This window comes from Pseudomaricurvus sp. ABR4_320 (assembly GCF_056159445.1).
The window spans coordinates 1-16447 of record NZ_JBSWVF010000020.1; the positions used below are offsets into that span (position 1 = coordinate 1).

The following is a 16447-nucleotide window of genomic DNA, read 5'->3' on the forward strand; positions in this document are numbered from 1 at the left end:
AGATCCATAGTTTGTCCCTCCAACGGGTTAAAAAAATTAGCGGACGGGGAAACTCTTCCTCTAAAAAATTAATGAAAATTTAGCAAGGAGTATGCCCAGGAAAAAAACACTCGCGAAGAATAGAAAAGAAAGGGGTGAAACCTCTTAATGTCACGAAAAACTCTTTACGAATGGACTATTCGATCGTGTTTTAGGATTTTTATTGCAAAACTGTGAATAATTTACGTGGCTCTGATTTTTGCTCGGTCCGCGTCAAACATGAAATTACTTCGACAGACGAGGGATTTATATCTATGCAATGTTCCGAAAGGAGCTTGCTACTTATGAGTAGACCCAAACGCTATACGAGCTCTACCAATTTGCAATCAATTTTTATTCTCTCAAGATAAAATCGGCGCTACGTTCAAGTGCTTTGGCCCCCTCTACCAAGGTATCTGGCCAAAGCGTGAACATGTGGAACAAACCAGGAGTGGCGTGAAGGGACACCTCGACACCGGCAAGGATCGCTCTACGACTCAGCAGCATACTGTCGTCAAGAAGTATCTCGTCTCCAGCAACTTCAAGATGTATGGGTGGCAATCTTGAAAGGTTGCTAAAAATCGGAGATGCGTCGGGATCATCTTTTTGCATGTCAGGCATAGCGGTTCGGAAAAGTGCAGAATCTGATGCATCGGTGTTCATCAAGTCCTCACAGCGATGACGAGTGGTGCTTAACCCCGTCCTATCAGTATTAGGTGAAATCAACGCCAATCGCCGTAGGGCTCTTCTTTGTGCTACACATAGCGCCAGATGGCCCCCGGCACTGTCACCACCAACGTTTACAGGATTTTCCGGCTGTGCCGTGGCATCAACAACCGCAATGGCATCCTGTAGTTGGGCAGGCCAGATATGCTCTGGTGCGAGGCGATATTCTGGCAAAATGATGCGCAGCCCAAAGCTGGCCAGTTTTCTTGCCAAATTGAGATGAGTAATCGCAGAACCAAATACATACCCACCGCCATGAAACCAGAGAAGTTCCGGCCCACTTCCTATTGCCATACAGCGTACGCCTCCTCTCTCGATAACCTCGACATCAGTCATCGTCTGTGGACCAGCCAGCTTCATAAAACTGTCTCGCATATTGCAAGGAGAGCCATCGATCGGAGTCGTCTTAATATGTCTCCGCAGTTGCATTTCGTCTTTCAGAGATCCGATCATCGTGTGCCCTTAAAGGTTTTACCCTATAGATACATAGGCGGCATTCGTTGACATGACAAAGCCAGCAGGAGGGCTATTGCCGATATTAACCATGAAAACGAAGCGCCCTCACTCACACCGCAGCGAGTTCGGTTGCACTAAGTCGCCCCCGGTAGTAATTTCTGATTCTGACTTTACGCTCCAGGTCTTTAATGATTGCACCAGAGAAATCCTTACCGGTAAGTTCCTCCGCCATGTTGATGCCTCCCGGTGTATCGACGTTAACTTCCATCATTTTGTCACCGACGATATCCAGACCGGCCAGATACATTCCGTCATGTATCAGTTTTGGTTCTACGGCTTCGGCGAGGCGCAGTGCGTCTTCATCTGGTTCTGCCATTTCATATTTACCGCCAGCAGAGATATTAGAGCGTGCGTCTCCAGAATTGTTATAGCGGCGAAAGCAGGCAAATACACCGTCAACTTTCAGCGGCTTTCCATTTAATGTCAGCAGGCGCAAGTCCCCTTCTGCCGCTTTCGGCAGGTATTCCTGCACAATGGCGTAACCGTCGCGAACCGTCGCTTCTATAATTTGATTAAGGTTGGAAGAGCTTTGTGGATTGATGACAAACACGCCCTGTCCGCCAGATCCCTGCAATGGTTTAATTACTGCGTGATCTCCGAACTGGTGCACGGCATTTTTGATCGCCTCAGCGGAGCAAGCGATTACAGTCTTTGGCCGAACCATATCCGGATAGGTTTGAAAATAGGTCTTGTTGGATGCGTCGGTAAGGTGCGTAGGATCGTTGAGAACAATAACACTCTGGTCTGCCAGTAGTTGCGCAAAAAGCAGACCGGAATTCGGTGCCCAAGGGCGAGTAATTGCTTCATCCGCTGGATCAGACCGCAACATCACCACATCGTACTGGCTTAGGTTAACTTTACCCTTTTCAAATCCGTCTTCTTGCAGTTCTGCCAGGATTTCGCAATCGCTGCTGTAATCGTTTCCGCTCGGTACCGAGGCCAACCCGGTGATAGATTCATCGGCTTCATAAATCAGGTCAGTCAGTCCCACCAGGGCAACTTGATGCCCTTCTTTCAATGCCCGACGAGTTAGACGGATGGTGGTGTAGTTATCTTTTTCGGTTTTAATATCATTGATGATAAAGGCAAGCTTCATTACTCTGCATCCTGTAGATAGAGGGATTCGACAGACATGCGGCGGGCTAGTCTAAGTCGCCGCTGACTGTCTGGATCTCTGAGGTGATGGGGAATAAGACTAGGTCCTAAAATAACGCGTTCCTGCATGAGGCGGCGGATCGTTTCAATTTGCCGCAGCGAAAACTTGCCGATAAACAATGTTTCGAGATCGTTCCCTGCCTGCAGATAGTCGAGCAGATCGCACAAGCCGTGGAGGTAAACCGCGTCTTTTGTCAGGCCCCCTCCGCGGCAAGCACGAACCGCAATATCAAAAGACAGTTCGGCGTCGAGATGAAAGGTATCGTGCAGCATGCCAAAGATGCTGTGGAATCCGTTGCCGTTAACAACTAGGTCGGCAGCAATAACACGGGCAGCGATGACTTTTAGTCGAGAATGTGGCAGGTTGCCCGTCAGATATTCGGCGAAGATGCCGAGACCTTCCTGCAGTGCGTCATAGTGCGCCAGCCCCACCTCAAGCAGCCGCAGCGGCTGCTGCGTCCCGTTGTAGGAAGTAACCACATGCGTTCCGATCTCATGAGCGATCAGAGCATTGACGCGATTGGCTTCAATATTAAGCGAGCGGGCGATCAAAAGATCACCCTGATTAACCATCATCTGAGAGTTGAGATCATCGATAATTCTGACTGCGTGATGAAAGTCGGGTTTACTCTGTCGATATTTATCCAGTTCCCTTTCGGCTGCGCCGAAAAACTCTTCTGATCCAACGCGGCCGGTAGAAATGGATGAGTTTTCCGGATGGCAGCCGTCGTTAACAGAAAGAATTTTTCTCGCACTCCTCAGTAGGCCGCTATCTGCCACGCCAAAAATCTCAATGGATGTAGCGGTGAATCCATCGGTATCTCGCAGCTGGAGAAGATCGATAAAGCGCTCCAATTCCAGCTGCTTTTCGTGCAGCAATGCGTGCAACAATGGGTGTTCGATGTCGTCGATGGGGAGTTCGCGAAGGGTACGGCGTAAACCGCAGAGGTCGCAACTCAGATCGGGATAGCGAAACGCGGAGATGTTCCGGTAACCACTGTTCAGAAAGTTTTCCCACAGTGTATCGTTGTCCAAAGGAGACAGATAATACAGCCAGTTGATCTGGTGATCGATTTCAACCAGTGTATGATCAATTCGGCGTACAGATTCGGAAAGGGTATAGGTCATGATCTACCGAGTTCTCTCACTATGGACCTTACCTGTTTGATGGTATTTGCCAGGCCCTGACGCAACTCTTCGACGGCTACCAGGTTGACCTGTCCGCTCCACTCATCCATATAGATTTTTTTGTACTCCAAAGTCATGGTACAAATATAATCACTGTAATTGGCGTACACCCATTCAGGCCAGTGGCCTCCGTCTGGATAGCGGATATTTTCACGCACATCTAAAGTCATCCCAGAAAAGGTTTGCGTTGCCAGACAATCAGCGACGGTATCGGCTAATTCACCGAATTTATGGCGATTTAGCGTTGTCGCACCGATGTCGATATCGGGATTGCCTAACTGGGGTAGCGGTGGCTCTTCGGCACCATTGCGGCGATGATTGTAGCTGTGTATATCGAGCAGCAAGATCACACCGTGTTTGTCAATAAGCTGATCGAGCCATTGTGTCATCAAAGTGTAGAAACTGTCGTGATGCCGCTGAGACGTATCGATTTCAGTCTCGCTTGGGCTGCTCTCCCAAATCGGCAGGTTCCAGGTCTGTGAGTGGGCTGTCGCTAGAGCTCGATCTCTAGGGCGATTGAGATCAACATCGAATCTGGATCTCCGGGTCCAGAAGATATGATCTCCCTCGCAGGCCAATATCTGTGTCAGCGGATCCTCTTCCCGATGATAGATCGAGGGGTCTTTGTTCAAATGGGGTTTCAGCGTATCTCGGATCCAATGTCCACTGTGGACGGCGGTAGTGAATATCTGGCCTTGCCCCTGGCGTATAAACCAATCTGATTCATTAGCATTACTTGCGTGAAATTGCATATAGCGATTGCCTGCGTTTTATGGCTTTTGTAAGCGAATAATGGACAATATGGCTTAAGGTAGCAGTTTATATGCCATGACTCATTTTGGGCTGAAAAGTGGTGATGGTAGCGGACTGTCGATGAAAAATCAGCGGCCAAGTCTGTTAGAGATTTGCAAAAACTGCAAAGACAGACTCAACTATTGAATTATGTCCAATTACCTATAATTTTTATGCTGGTATCGCGCGGCTCGAACTATCGACAATGCCTATAAATTTATTTTGGAACACGACGTCACACCAGCGAATATACACGACAGCCAGGGATTTATTGAACTGCGGGCAGAGAACAGCTCTTCGAAGTTTAGGCGGAGAGTGCTTACTTCAGTGGCGAGATTTTAGCGCTGGCAACGGAGTTGGGGTACACCAGTCAAGTTCATAAGAAAAGCGTACGTCATAAACCGATAAGCAGCAAAAGATAAACACTGGAAAATCTTGGGCCCACGCGCGGGTCGAACATGTGTATGGTGTTTTAGAGAATGAACAGGGCGGACTGATCCTTCGTAGTATTGGCCTGGCCCGTGCGGCGACGAAAACTGGCTCATGTATCTGACCTATAACCTAGGAAGATGTGTGACATTGAGCAGGCAACTAGCGTCCATCGCATGAATCTGAGGCTCAACGGGCTGCACGAAAACCGAATAAGCGACAAATAGGCGACAATAAAAAGGACGTTTAAAAAATCGAATAGAAAAATTAAGAACCAACTAAAGAGCTGCGAGATCTCAATTTTTCAGCCTTTATAGAGGTTTCCAACAGCAGCGCAGCAACGAAACCCGGCAGGCAATCATAGCTGCCGCTCGCCAATATTTGGTTAACCATGGCTATGCGAAAACATCTATACCGCTGATCGTAGACCTGGCTGGAATGTAATGTCTCGCGGCGCAGTTCTGCATCGATATTCTATTCGGTTTGACCTAGTGCTGGCCGTTATCGAAGACTTGCATCTCACTCGCATGGAAGAATTTTTCCGTTTGTTTAGGTGCAGGCGTATCCCCTAGTCTTCAGGTGATGCCGTTGAGAGCCTTCGACAGGGTGTGCAAGCATCCTGGACACACATCAATCAACAATTCGATCAGCTGGTCGGAGAATGGCTTCCTGATTGTCGATAACTTCAAAACTACCAGACTGGTCTCGATCTGACAAAGTTCCTCCTACGCGTGATAATCAACCATCCCGAGAAAGACAATCGTCAGCACAGACATGAAAGGGTTTTACACAAACTGGCTGAAGTCCTGCAACCGATGTACGAAAGAGGTCACTCCGCTAAGCCAACGGACAGTAAGTGATGCCTTGTTTTCATGACTCGTCACAACGCGTATTCCGCTGGTGTGGTTACGCTAATGACGATCATCCGTCGATAATGCCCCTCTCTGCAAAAACGACCTTTGCAGCCGATGCTGCATTCAGCGCAGCAGGGAAACCCGCATAAACCGAAATTTGAATAATAATTTCGACAACCTCTTCTGGCTGACAGCCAACGTTCAACGCTGCATGAATATGAACTTTAAGCTGTGGCTCGGCATTACCCATCGCCGATAATGCTGCGACCGTGGCGATTTCGCGAGACTTTAGATCCAACGCGTCTCGACTGTAAACATCACCAAATGGATACTCAATTGTATAGCGACCCAAATCAGGCGCGATGTCCTTCAGTGATTCGATCACCTTGACTCCCGCCTCTCCATCGATTTCTTTAAGCTTTTTCCAGCCTCGTTGGAATCTCTCGTTGTTCTCTACATTCATAGCGTACTCCTGGGTTACATGAGAGTGCCACCGTGTAGAACAGCAACCCAACCCAATGCTACCAAAAGACACTGCCACTAATAGTAATGACGATTGCAGAAACGCTCGCTTGCGTTCATCACAGTCTGGGGTTATCGGAGGCATTGAAAGGGGCTCCACGGTTTCAATCTACTGCCTAAGCTACCCCTTAGAGTTAACTCTCAGTCAAGCGAAATTGTTCCTTCGATGGCGGATTTATACAGCGCTATTTTGTCCGTCAGTTTCTGAAGGTTTTGCTGTTGTTGTAAGATTTTTTGCTGAAGATGATCAGCGTGCTCAACCAGCATTGCTTTTCTCTGGGCTAAAGTTGCGGTACCTTTTTTCCGCAAGGCCGCATAGTCGAGTATCTTTTCCAGAGGCATGTCCGTGTCCTTAAGGCGTTGAACGAACTCGATCCATGTCACGTCTTTTTCAGAGAATGAACGATGACCGTTCGATAATCGACAGACATCGTCGAGCAAACCGATTTTGTCGTAGTATCTGATGGTATGCGGGCTCAATCCGACTCTCTTAGAAAATTCGTTTACATTCATTTCCGTATAAACTTAGCGTGGTCAATGTCTAGAATAATCTAATCAGTTTGCCAAATGAACCAAGCGTTCCCCCTCTTACCTCTTCTAACATTGCTATATGACATAAATATCCATCATGCCTCTTTGAGGTTTACCTTCCTATCAAGAAAGATGGCCTTCAACTAGCTCCGCTAGAATTGATCTGGCTTTGCTTGCAAAGACAACGACCAATACGTTATGTTATAACATATATATTAAAAGCTATAGAAAAACCCATGAACTTCCTATCTCCTAATAAGGTAAAGAACAAACTCGGTAGATGTATATGAATGGACGATACAGTGCGTGCAGTCATCCTTAGCTCGAGATACTAAATAACTTATTTCGGTTAATGGAGTGACACCAAGGAACTTGAAGACAAGCGTATTTCTCTCGATATTTCTGGGACTTTCTATTCTTCTTGGAGTTTTCTGGTGGTGGAGTAGCCGCCCAGTGCTCACGTATAAGACCGAACCCGTTACGACCGGTAATATTGAAGCCGTTGTCGCCGCGATCGGTACAGTAAGACCCCGGGACTCCGTGGATGTAGGCGTTCAGGTTTCCGGACAAATTACTCGTCTTTATGTGAAAACCGGCGATACGGTGGAAAAAGGCCAGCTACTGGCCGAAATTGATGCCCGAGTTTTGCAAGCGGCTGTAGACGCTGGACAAGCAGAATTGGCAATGCTCAAAGCGCAATTGCAAGAACGCCAGGCGGAAGTGATATTAGCAGAACAGAATCAACGACGGCAGGTGAAGTTGTCCGACGATGGAGCCACGTCGGAAGAAAAAGCTCAGACCGCTCAAGCCAGCCTTCTGGTCGCACAAGCAAAAGTGAAACAGTTGCAGGCTGCTTTACAACAAACACGATCGCAGCTCAACGCTGACGAAGCCACACTCAGCTACAGTCGCATTTACGCCCCCATGACTGGGACGGTATTGACGATATCCGTGCAAGAAGGGCAAACACTGAACGCCAACTACCAAACACCCACCCTGCTCCAACTAGCAGATTTATCTACCATGCGTATTCAGGCCAGTGTTTCGGAAGCAGATATTCATCGTATTCGACCGCGTATTCCCGTTCGCTTCAGCACATTAGGTAATACCGGACGTCTCTGGCACAGTGAGGTTGATCAAATATTGCCTGCACCTGAAAATTCCGACATAGAGAGTAGCGAAGAGCTTCTCGCCGTTGCTTATACCGTTCTCTTTGATGTAGACAATAGTGATGGTTCGCTGATGCCTGGTATGACTGCTGAGGTGGATTTCGTAGTCACCTTCGCTCGCGATGTTAGCTTGGCCCCAATAGCTGCGCTGCACCCGCAGCCGCCTGATAAAAGCGTTTACCAGGCGCAGGTGCTACTACCTGGTGGCTTCATTGAAGAACGCCAGGTGACAATAGGCCGCCGCGATCGACTTCGAGCAGAAATATTGGATGGTTTACAACTAGGCGAGCAGTTAGTTACCGATACCCACAGGTATCTGCGACGAAGAGATAGCTGGTAATGTTGGCGTTTCGACTACGTCATATCAATAAACACTTCGGTGGCGAGCGGGGTTTCCCACGCATCGAGGTGCTGCATGATATCAATCTGGACATTCACGCGGGAGAATTCGTCGCCATCATGGGGACATCGGGATCAGGGAAATCAACTCTGATGAATATTCTGGGTTGCCTAGATCGTCCCTCTTCTGGTCAATACCTATTTTACGGCAACGATGTTATCAAGCTTAATCACGATCAACTCGCGATATTAAGGCGTAATACTTTTGGCTTCGTGTTCCAATTTTACCACCTTATTCCCACTGAGAGCGTGATAGAGAATGTCGAATTACCGGCGCTCTATGCCGGAATGACTAAAAGAGCCCGCCAAAAACGTGCGTTTACCATACTGCAGAGATTGGGTTTGGAGGACCATTTGCACAAACGCCCTTCGCAACTTTCTGGAGGACAACAGCAGCGTACTTCCATCGCACGAGCCCTGATGAATGGAGGGAAGGTCATTCTTGCCGATGAACCCACCGGGGCATTGGACAGTGAAACTGGTGAGCAAGTCATGCGTTTTCTGGCGGAGCTCGCCGACCAAGGCCATACGGTTATCCTCGTCACCCACGATCAAAAACTTGCTCAAAGATCACGCCGAATCATCCAGATTCAGGATGGTCGTATACTGAAAGATCATAAGCTTGAACATATCGCTGAGGGAGGCACTGCAACCTCCAAGTTTGATGGCGACGGAGAAAGCTATTCCGTGTCGAAAATACAGGCGCGCTCCAGGCACAGAACGCTACTCAAAGAAGAGCTTCGCAATGCTTTGCGAGTTTTGAGAACGAATCGTACCCGTACCATTCTCACTCTGTTGGGAATCATCATTGGCGTCGCCTCAGTAATTATCATGCTGGCTGTGGGAGAAGGTACTAAGCGCAAAGTGATGGCGCAGCTCACCGCTATGGGTCCTAATATGGTTCACGTTGGTTCCACTGTTCCCCCAAATGGAGGACCTCGAGGAGTTATCACGAAAGACGATATTGCGGCTATCGCACAATTGCCGGAGATTCTACGATATATGCCCTTTCTGGTTGATACCGCACTGGTGCGCCACGATGCAGTTCATCGCGACTATGAAATCTGGGCAACCACTGACGTTTTACCGGAAATGTACCGCTGGCCAGTAGCACTAGGACGCTTTTTCACGTCAGAAGAAAATCAGAACGTGGCCCCAGTGGTTGTTTTAGGTCATCTCGCTTATAAGCTCTTTTTCCCAAACGGTGCTAATCCACTAGGACAGAAAATTCTAATTAAAAATGCGCCGTACGAAATAATCGGAGTGATGAGCGAGAAAGGCGCTGAATCTGGGGAAAGTAATCATGATGAGCGATTGTATGTCCCTCACCGCACCGGCACAGTGAGGGTATTTCCTAGGCAGCGAGATAGAGATTATTTGGTTGTGGAAGCAATTAATAGTGACTCGGTCCAGTTGGCCGAACAGCAACTGAGCGATCTGCTGCTACTACGCCATGGTCGTTATGACTTTTGGGTGAATAATGCTGCAGCCCGACACCTAGCAGTATTGGATACGCGCAATAATATGACCCTGATGCTCGGTTTGATCGCTGCCATTTCGCTCCTTGTCGGCGGGATTGGCGTAATGAACGTAATGCTCATGACCGTGCGCGAGCGAGTAAAAGAAATTGGCATCCGCGTGGCCAACGGGGCACGCCAGCAGGATATCCATCGCCAGTTTATTACCGAAGCAGCTCTGGTTTCGTTACTGGGCGGTACCATCGGAGCACTCATTAGCATTCTATTTATAGGAGTTCTCGCTTTGGCTTCAGTACCCGTCGCTCTTTCCTTCATTGCTATTTTCGGAGCTGTTCTAAGTGCAATTATTACGGGCGTCCTATTTGGAATGATGCCCGCTAAACGAGCAGCACGGTTAGACCCTGTGGCAGCACTTACCGGGGATTAACTCTGAGTATTCTTTATGCTGGCCTATCTTATTCGACAATCTCGTTTAATATTGCTAACCGCCTCAGCAGCCAGTGTCATTTCCGGCATCTGTGGCGTACTGATGATTTCAAAAATTAATATCGCTTTAACAACTGACCATCACTCAACAAAGATGGTTGCGAGTTTTTTCGGCCTCATTCTAATTTTAGTAATATGCCGAACATTATCTTCTGCTCTCTTCGAACACTTAGCACAACATGCGATGGCGACCTTAAGGCGTTACATTTCTGACCGCGTGTTAGCCGCAGACTTGAGAAAGCTGGAATTGATAGGCAGTGCCAGAATATACTCGGCTTTAAGTGAACACTGCTCAAGCGTCGTTCAGTTCTTCGTTACGCTTCCCTCTATTTTAAATCACTCGGTAGTTGTTATTGGCTGCATGACATATATGTTCCTGCTGTCATGGAAAATCTTCTTCGCAGCATTACTTATGGTCGGGCTAGGATCCATTGGACACTTTATAGCTCAGAAGAAAGCAACAAAGTTTCTCAGAAAATCATCTCGTGAACACGAAAGGTTGTTCGGCTTATTTCGCTCTATGGTTGATGGCGCCAAAGAACTACGCTTGAATTCAAGAAAACGCCACTTATTTCGAGAAGAGCTATTGAATCAATCCATAGAAGACGTTCGCAAAAATCGTACAGCTGGCGCATCCATTTTCATGATTTCCTCGCGTTGGGGAAATTTTCTCATCTACGCGTTTATTGGATTGGTGCTATTTGTACTGGCTGACAATATTCCCAATAGAGCCCAGATAATGACCGGATTCGCTCTAATTTTCTTCTATATGATGGGCCCTCTAGAAGGGCTTTTAAACGCTATTCCTCGCGCCAAGGTTTCCAGCATCGCCGCTGATCGGCTAGATACGATTATCAACGAAATGGCCGAGAACGCACCTTCGGCATCAATGGAATTACCCAAATGCTCGTTCAACTCGATAGAATTGCAGAATGTAACCCATTGTTATCATCATGAACAACTAGATGAAACTTTTGGATTAGGACCTATAAATTTGCTGTTTCAACCGGGAACGATCACGTTTCTGGTTGGAGGAAACGGTAGTGGTAAAACAACGCTAGCGAAACTCGTGGCGGGCCTCTATGCGCCAGAGTCAGGTACTATCACCCTAGATAACCTACCGATAATTGACTCTAATCGTGATAACTATCGGCAGTTATTTTCTGCCGTTTTTACAGATTTTCATTTATTTGAGAACCTGTTAGAAAAAAATAGCTCCGATCTCGACGAGACAGGAAATCGCTTGCTTCAGCAGTTACATCTACAGAAAAAAGTTAAAGTAAGCAAGGGTGCTTTTACTACTCAGTCACTGTCTCATGGGCAACGCAAGCGACTAGCTTTATTAGCTGCGTTCGTGGAAGATCGTCCTTTTCTCATCTTCGACGAATGGGCAGCAGATCAGGACCCTACATTCAAGGAGGTTTTTTACTACGAGCTACTACCGCAGCTAAAGTCTCAGGGTAAAACCATGCTAGTTATCTCGCATGATGATCGCTATTTCAGCCAAGCAGATAGGCTTCTTAAACTAGAAAATGGGAATCTTACTCTAATGAAGGATATCTGTTCTTCTATAACGTCGGCACCGATGACTTCTGTAGTTCAAACTTTGCCGTCAGGACAGAAGTCTTCTGAATGACAGAAACGATCTGTGTTAGACGATCATCACGATAGTCTTTAAACAATGGAGGCCTCTGTGCCTCTAGATAAAATTGTCGATCCTGTTTGACTGCAGCGGGCAACAGAAATTCTGATACATCCCTGTCTGAAGCATCAGTCAGTAAGCAAGGCACGTAACGGATACCCCTTTCGCGAAGTGCGTAAACGCGATGCGAACCATTGGTTAGAACGATTCGACTGCCTGACTGTGTAACGCTTATGATGTTGTCGCTGAATCCCACGTACATAACTATTGCGTGAGTCGCTGAACCAATTGGCGTAAAGTCTGAAATCGTGTCCGGCTCGACTGTAACGACATCCAGAAAGCGCAGATCATTAGACATTGATGTAAACATATAGCCGCTATCAGCTTGCGTGCAGCGAACCTTAGGATTCGAGTAAGAGTCACTACATGAGACCAAATCAATAATTTCTTGCGGGGTCGGATGCTGCGATAACGAGGCTTTAATCTGTTCAACATGACGCAGATTGATGGATTCCTGAAAAACCACCAAACGATCGATCTCTACCATGCACCACCGTCTTGGTACTAAAGAGGTCATCCGATGCATCGAGGGTTGTTGCAACACCTTTTCAGCCAAAGGTTTCATTTCTTCTGGCAGCTCTCGGACACCAATATTATCAGCGAAACCCGCTTCTTCCTTTAGTACATTTGATAATACTGCACGCGCCGCCTTCCATTCCGCCACCAAAAACGCATCGTCAAAGCTTCTAGGCAAGCAACGCTCCTTGATAAAACGAATAAATCTGGGGAGAGGAAATAATCCTTTTAGTACGGCAGTTGGATTACTGCCGTCTTCCTCGAAGAGATCTTCCATTAGTAAGTACCTGCGTAGGTAGTGTTTAATTAACTTGTCACATAGGATGCAATGTTATAACGTAACATTACCGTCAACTCAATAGCTGACGGATTAGTCGTTGACGTGTGAGGCTTACCGTCAATCAATATATGATCGATGAGGTATTTATTCACAAATATCCAAAAGGAATAGACTATGAACGAATTTATCGAACTGGGTATATTGAGCTCAGAACATAATTCTCCTAGCAAGGGTAAATTGGCGAGTCACGAGCTAAGAGAGCTGGGTTTGGTCGTTGCGGAAACTAAAGCACACGATCATGGAAGTAAAATGGACGATACATTGCCATCCACATCTCCGGACTCTCTCTCTCGTTAAAGTCTAGAAGTAGCGAGCGACATTCTGTCGCTCGCAATTCATAAATTGGTTGATATTTCCATGTCTACTACGATTGCCCCCCCCTATTTTCTCTCGAAACAGGCACATATATGTGTTGCGAGCAAAACCCTTTTTTTATTAGATGAGGCGAACGGAAAGTACTTATGTATTAACCAAGAGCAAGCAGCAAGTCTCGCACCATTTATTTCTGACTGGCCAGTGGAATTCAATGGTTCTAACGGCTCCGAGCTGTTGAAGTCTCTACTTGATCGTAGCCTAATTACCCAAGAATCGGTTCGTGGAAAGCCTGCAACTCCTCCCGTCGTCCAAATGCCGGCCGTTTGGTTACAAGACGGCCAGCCTCGGGGGCGCCCCTCAATTACCGCGAAGGATGGGTACAGATTCACGACCGCAACGATCTATGCACTCACCCAAAAAAAATATTTTCCGTTTAGACACATTATATCGCTGGTACAAAAGAAGAAATCTGACGCACAGGCACGTCCGGTCCAAATAAATACGCTTGCCTCATTAATTCGTATTTTCGACTGGCTCCGACCTTTGGCGTTTAAAAAAAACAATGAGTGTTTTTTATATTGCTTGGCTCTCAATCAGTTCTTATCTAAATACGATATCCACCCTACGTGGGTATTTGCAATTAGGGCACAGCCTTTCGCAGCTCACTGTTGGCTACAATACGGCGATCAGGCTCTAACTGACATTCCATTCAACTTACGTCGAATGGTCCCCATTCTCGTCATCTGAAGCTTCCCATGTATCGGTATATCGCACTCTTCTGGAACCACCTTTCAGAACCATCTATACATCAAGCCAATCATTTACGACACAAATTAGAGAACAATTTTCCTGGATTGAAATGTGCCATATGTACAGACGATGCTGCCATTTATTTTCAAACCAGCGACCCCGGAGTATTCGAATGTAACCAAGCTGGTGAGCTGATCACTTTAGGTAAAGTATTCACCAAAGAATTTGGGGTTGATGCCATACCAGAGCGTGCCAAATTCAGTGACACTTCCTCCGAGAGGATCTGTAATAGCCAAGGACGAGCACTGGTAAATAATTATTGGGGAAGGTACGTTGCCTTTGGTCATGATAGGAAACGACGCCAATGGTTCGCCATGAGAGACCCAACTGGGGAAATACCTTGTCAAATGACAGTCATGGAGCACGTGGCATTATTTTTCTCCAACATGGAAGATTGTTTAAAACTGCAGCTGGGTCGTTACACCATCAATTGGTCATACCTGACCAGTTCGCTGATTTTACCTTTTCGTGATCAAAGTGAGACAGGCTTTAACGAAATTACCACATTGGAAGCAGCAGAAGTCGTGGCGGTTCACCACGGCAAGCCCGCAGATAAAAGCTGTCATTGGGATATTGCACAAATTGCCGCTGAAAATCCAATAACCGATATCCGCGAAGCGGTTCAACTAGCGCGAACAACGCTACTTGGCTGTATTGGCGCACTGGCGAGCCAGCACACTGATATTCAATTGAAGCTATCTGGTGGATTGGATTCTTCCATTGTTCTGGCCGGGTTGCTTAACGCCCCATCAAAGCCGAATGTAGAGTGCGTCCACCACTATGACTCGAACGTTGGTGCGGACGAACGAGAATATGCTCGAATGGCCGTTGCCGGCGCTAGCGAATCGTCGGGAAGAATGTGTAGGCTTATTGAATATGAACGAAAACCTTACTGTTCCTTGGAAGAGGTCCTGAACTTCCCTCGTACTGCCAGGCTTCTATACTGTACTGGTCACCTTCTCCATAGAGATGTCGGATCCGACTCAGCGCTAAGTGGAATAGCTACTCGATTTACCGGTGTTGGGGGGGATGCTGTCTTTCTACGTTTTAAAGGAAATGGTGGTGCAATCGATTATGCGTGGCAACACGGAATAAACTTAACGTTGTTGCGAGTAGCACTAGAAACTGCGCAGGCTGGCGATTCTTTCTACGGTGTTTTGAAGGATGCCATACGCTACGGTTTTCTAAAGAAGCCGTTCTTTGTGAACAAACGCTGGGGAAGCCCTTGCGACTGGCTTAAAGCGATCCCCTCTAAAACAGAATTGCAGCCTGCGTGGTTGCGACACACGCGCTCGAAGGGCTCCGCCTTATCTCCCAGTAAATTATCTCACCTGGGTCGTATGGTATTTCCAACCAATATTCTCGATCCTTACGAAGGTATCGGTGGGTTCCATGGAGTTTCGCCCATCAATTCGCAACCCGTTGTCGAACTGTTTGCACGAATACCCCTGCACATTCTAATGGCCGACGGCGAAGATAGGACCATTGCTCGTCGCGCCTTTGCAGGATTACTGCCCGAGCGCTTATTATCTCGTAGGGTGAAATGTTACCTCGATGATCACGCCGTTTCAGTAACTCAATACCATCGTGACTTTATATCAAGCATGCTTGTTGACGGCATCTTAGCGCAAAAAGGTTATATTGACAGTGCTGCCGCCGATGACGGTATCAAAAACCTCAACCCAGAAAATACATCGCAGGTGCTGGGCATTTTCGGGCCCCAACTGAATATCGAGGCATGGTTAAGAAAATGGTCATAATCACACGAACATCTGTAACTGCTTGCGACCTAAAAGAAGCTAACCATCTCATCAAGGTAAAGACTTTCCAGATCATTTGCAGTCATCGTTGATACATCTAGCCTACGACACAGCCGTCCAGCCTGCATAATGCCTATGGTCGTCGCGACTTCGCGCGCCCGGAAGAGGTCATGAGTCGCCATCAATATAGCTGCCCCGCGGTCACGTTGGCGTAAAAGTAAATCGTGAAATTCCAGCGAAGCTTTTGGGTCAAGTCCAGATGTCGGTTCATCTAAAAGCAAAGCCTTGGCGTCTTTGATAATCGCTAGCGCGATAGCGACCTTTTGCCGCATCCCTTTAGAATAATCTCTGACTCGGCGATTAAACGCAGCTGACGCAAGGCCAGCTTCAGATAATGCTTCAGATAGCCGGGTTGCGGAGCGGTCTGTTACCCCAGCGAGTCGTGCAAAATAATCGAGATTTTCAAACCCGCTGAGCTCATCATAAAGCGCGACGTTCTCCGGAATATAGAGAAGTCGGCGGCGGACAGCTTGTGGCTCGAGTTGAGGATCTAAACTATCCACCTCAACGCAACCCGAAGTCGGCTTTAGGAAGCCTAGAAATAATTTAATCGTGGTTGATTTACCGGCGCCGTTGGCTCCTAAAAGACAGTAAATTTCCCCTTCTCCAACGTGAAAAGTGAGGTCGTCTACAACTCGGAGTGTCCCGTGATCTTTTGTTAGAGCGTTTGCTGAAAGCATC

13 protein-coding genes are annotated in these 16447 nt (G+C 47.3%); 5 read left to right on the forward strand and 8 right to left on the reverse strand.

Going from position 1 to position 16447, the window contains the following annotated elements; translation table 11 throughout:
• Window positions 1-372 precede the first annotated feature (372 nt).
• The 6 genes from ACXAFR_RS23810 to ACXAFR_RS23835 all read right to left on the reverse strand — a co-directional run bounded on the left by ACXAFR_RS23810 (window position 373) and on the right by ACXAFR_RS23835 (window position 6713).
• Window positions 373-1197: an alpha/beta hydrolase gene (locus tag ACXAFR_RS23810; protein ID WP_475181800.1), complete on the reverse strand. Its 825-nt coding sequence runs from the start codon at window positions 1195-1197 to the stop codon at window positions 373-375.
• A gap of 112 nt (window positions 1198-1309) precedes the next feature.
• The gene (locus tag ACXAFR_RS23815) at window positions 1310-2356 is read right to left on the reverse strand and encodes an ATP-grasp domain-containing protein (RefSeq protein WP_475181804.1); all 1047 of its coding nucleotides are present in this window, start codon (window positions 2354-2356) and stop codon (window positions 1310-1312) included.
• Window positions 2356-3543, reverse strand: coding sequence for a tyrosine/phenylalanine carboxypeptidase domain-containing protein (locus tag ACXAFR_RS23820; RefSeq protein ID WP_475181806.1), 1188 nt, complete (start codon window positions 3541-3543; stop codon window positions 2356-2358). Before ACXAFR_RS23820 ends, ACXAFR_RS23815 begins: the two co-directional genes overlap by 1 nt.
• Window positions 3540-4355: an N-formylglutamate amidohydrolase gene (locus ACXAFR_RS23825; protein WP_475181809.1), complete on the reverse strand. Its 816-nt coding sequence runs from the start codon at window positions 4353-4355 to the stop codon at window positions 3540-3542. Before ACXAFR_RS23825 ends, ACXAFR_RS23820 begins: the two co-directional genes overlap by 4 nt.
• A 1390-nt stretch (window positions 4356-5745) precedes the next feature.
• Window positions 5746-6141: a carboxymuconolactone decarboxylase family protein gene (locus ACXAFR_RS23830; protein WP_475181810.1), complete on the reverse strand. Its 396-nt coding sequence runs from the start codon at window positions 6139-6141 to the stop codon at window positions 5746-5748.
• A 200-nt stretch (window positions 6142-6341) separates the two neighbouring features.
• Window positions 6342-6713 (reverse strand): MerR family transcriptional regulator, encoded by a 372-nt coding sequence (locus ACXAFR_RS23835; protein WP_475181812.1) that lies wholly within the window; start codon window positions 6711-6713, stop codon window positions 6342-6344.
• Between the two features lie 471 nt (window positions 6714-7184).
• On the opposite strand from ACXAFR_RS23835, the gene ACXAFR_RS23840 reads away from it, so the two are divergent.
• From ACXAFR_RS23840 to ACXAFR_RS23850, 3 genes are read left to right on the forward strand one after another with little or no spacing between them, the layout of a single operon-like run.
• Window positions 7185-8240, forward strand: a complete 1056-nt coding sequence (locus tag ACXAFR_RS23840) for an efflux RND transporter periplasmic adaptor subunit (RefSeq protein WP_475181814.1) — start codon at window positions 7185-7187, stop codon at window positions 8238-8240.
• The gene (locus ACXAFR_RS23845; protein ID WP_475181815.1) at window positions 8240-10204 is read left to right on the forward strand and encodes an ABC transporter permease; all 1965 of its coding nucleotides are present in this window, start codon (window positions 8240-8242) and stop codon (window positions 10202-10204) included. The genes ACXAFR_RS23840 and ACXAFR_RS23845 overlap by 1 nt, the downstream gene beginning before the upstream one ends.
• 15 nt (window positions 10205-10219) lie before the next feature.
• Complete coding sequence (locus ACXAFR_RS23850; protein WP_475181817.1) at window positions 10220-11899, forward strand: cyclic peptide export ABC transporter; 1680 nt, start codon at window positions 10220-10222, stop codon at window positions 11897-11899.
• Here the strand turns inward: ACXAFR_RS23850 and ACXAFR_RS23855 are convergent.
• Window positions 11832-12758 (reverse strand): ParB N-terminal domain-containing protein, encoded by a 927-nt coding sequence (locus ACXAFR_RS23855; protein WP_475181819.1) that lies wholly within the window; start codon window positions 12756-12758, stop codon window positions 11832-11834. The two genes, ACXAFR_RS23850 and ACXAFR_RS23855, sit on opposite strands and share 68 nt — an antisense overlap.
• Before the next feature lie 405 nt (window positions 12759-13163).
• On the opposite strand from ACXAFR_RS23855, the gene ACXAFR_RS23860 reads away from it, so the two are divergent.
• Together ACXAFR_RS23860 and ACXAFR_RS23865 are read left to right on the forward strand one after the other, a co-directional pair.
• Entirely contained in the window at window positions 13164-13883 is a 720-nt protein-coding gene (locus ACXAFR_RS23860) for a lasso peptide biosynthesis B2 protein (RefSeq protein ID WP_475181821.1), read from the forward strand.
• An 8-nt stretch (window positions 13884-13891) separates the two neighbouring features.
• Window positions 13892-15706 carry an asparagine synthase-related protein gene (locus ACXAFR_RS23865; RefSeq protein WP_475181823.1) on the forward strand — a complete coding sequence of 605 codons (1815 nt, stop codon included), beginning with the start codon at window positions 13892-13894 and terminating at the stop codon, window positions 15704-15706.
• A gap of 29 nt (window positions 15707-15735) precedes the next feature.
• Here ACXAFR_RS23865 and ACXAFR_RS23870 read toward each other — a convergent pair whose 3' ends face one another.
• Entirely contained in the window at window positions 15736-16446 is a 711-nt protein-coding gene (locus tag ACXAFR_RS23870; protein ID WP_475181827.1) for an ABC transporter ATP-binding protein, read from the reverse strand.
• Between the last annotated feature and the right edge of the window lies 1 nt (window position 16447).

Excerpts from the sequence above, each read along its gene's own strand:
- ACXAFR_RS23855 (WP_475181819.1), bottom strand. The coding sequence starts at position 12,758 with ATGGAAGATCTCTTCGAGGAAGACGGCAGTAATCCAACTGCCGTACTA.
- ACXAFR_RS23865 (WP_475181823.1), top strand. The coding sequence starts at position 13,892 with ATGTATCGGTATATCGCACTCTTCTGGAACCACCTTTCAGAACCATCT.
- ACXAFR_RS23850 (WP_475181817.1), top strand. The coding sequence starts at position 10,220 with ATGCTGGCCTATCTTATTCGACAATCTCGTTTAATATTGCTAACCGCC.
- ACXAFR_RS23820 (WP_475181806.1), bottom strand. The coding sequence starts at position 3,543 with ATGACCTATACCCTTTCCGAATCTGTACGCCGAATTGATCATACACTG.
- ACXAFR_RS23815 (WP_475181804.1), bottom strand. The coding sequence starts at position 2,356 with ATGAAGCTTGCCTTTATCATCAATGATATTAAAACCGAAAAAGATAAC.
- ACXAFR_RS23825 (WP_475181809.1), bottom strand. The coding sequence starts at position 4,355 with ATGCAATTTCACGCAAGTAATGCTAATGAATCAGATTGGTTTATACGC.
- ACXAFR_RS23830 (WP_475181810.1), bottom strand. The coding sequence starts at position 6,141 with ATGAATGTAGAGAACAACGAGAGATTCCAACGAGGCTGGAAAAAGCTT.
- ACXAFR_RS23810 (WP_475181800.1), bottom strand. The coding sequence starts at position 1,197 with ATGATCGGATCTCTGAAAGACGAAATGCAACTGCGGAGACATATTAAG.
- ACXAFR_RS23870 (WP_475181827.1), bottom strand. The coding sequence starts at position 16,446 with ATGCTTTCAGCAAACGCTCTAACAAAAGATCACGGGACACTCCGAGTT.
- ACXAFR_RS23845 (WP_475181815.1), top strand. The coding sequence starts at position 8,240 with ATGTTGGCGTTTCGACTACGTCATATCAATAAACACTTCGGTGGCGAG.
- ACXAFR_RS23835 (WP_475181812.1), bottom strand. The coding sequence starts at position 6,713 with ATGAATGTAAACGAATTTTCTAAGAGAGTCGGATTGAGCCCGCATACC.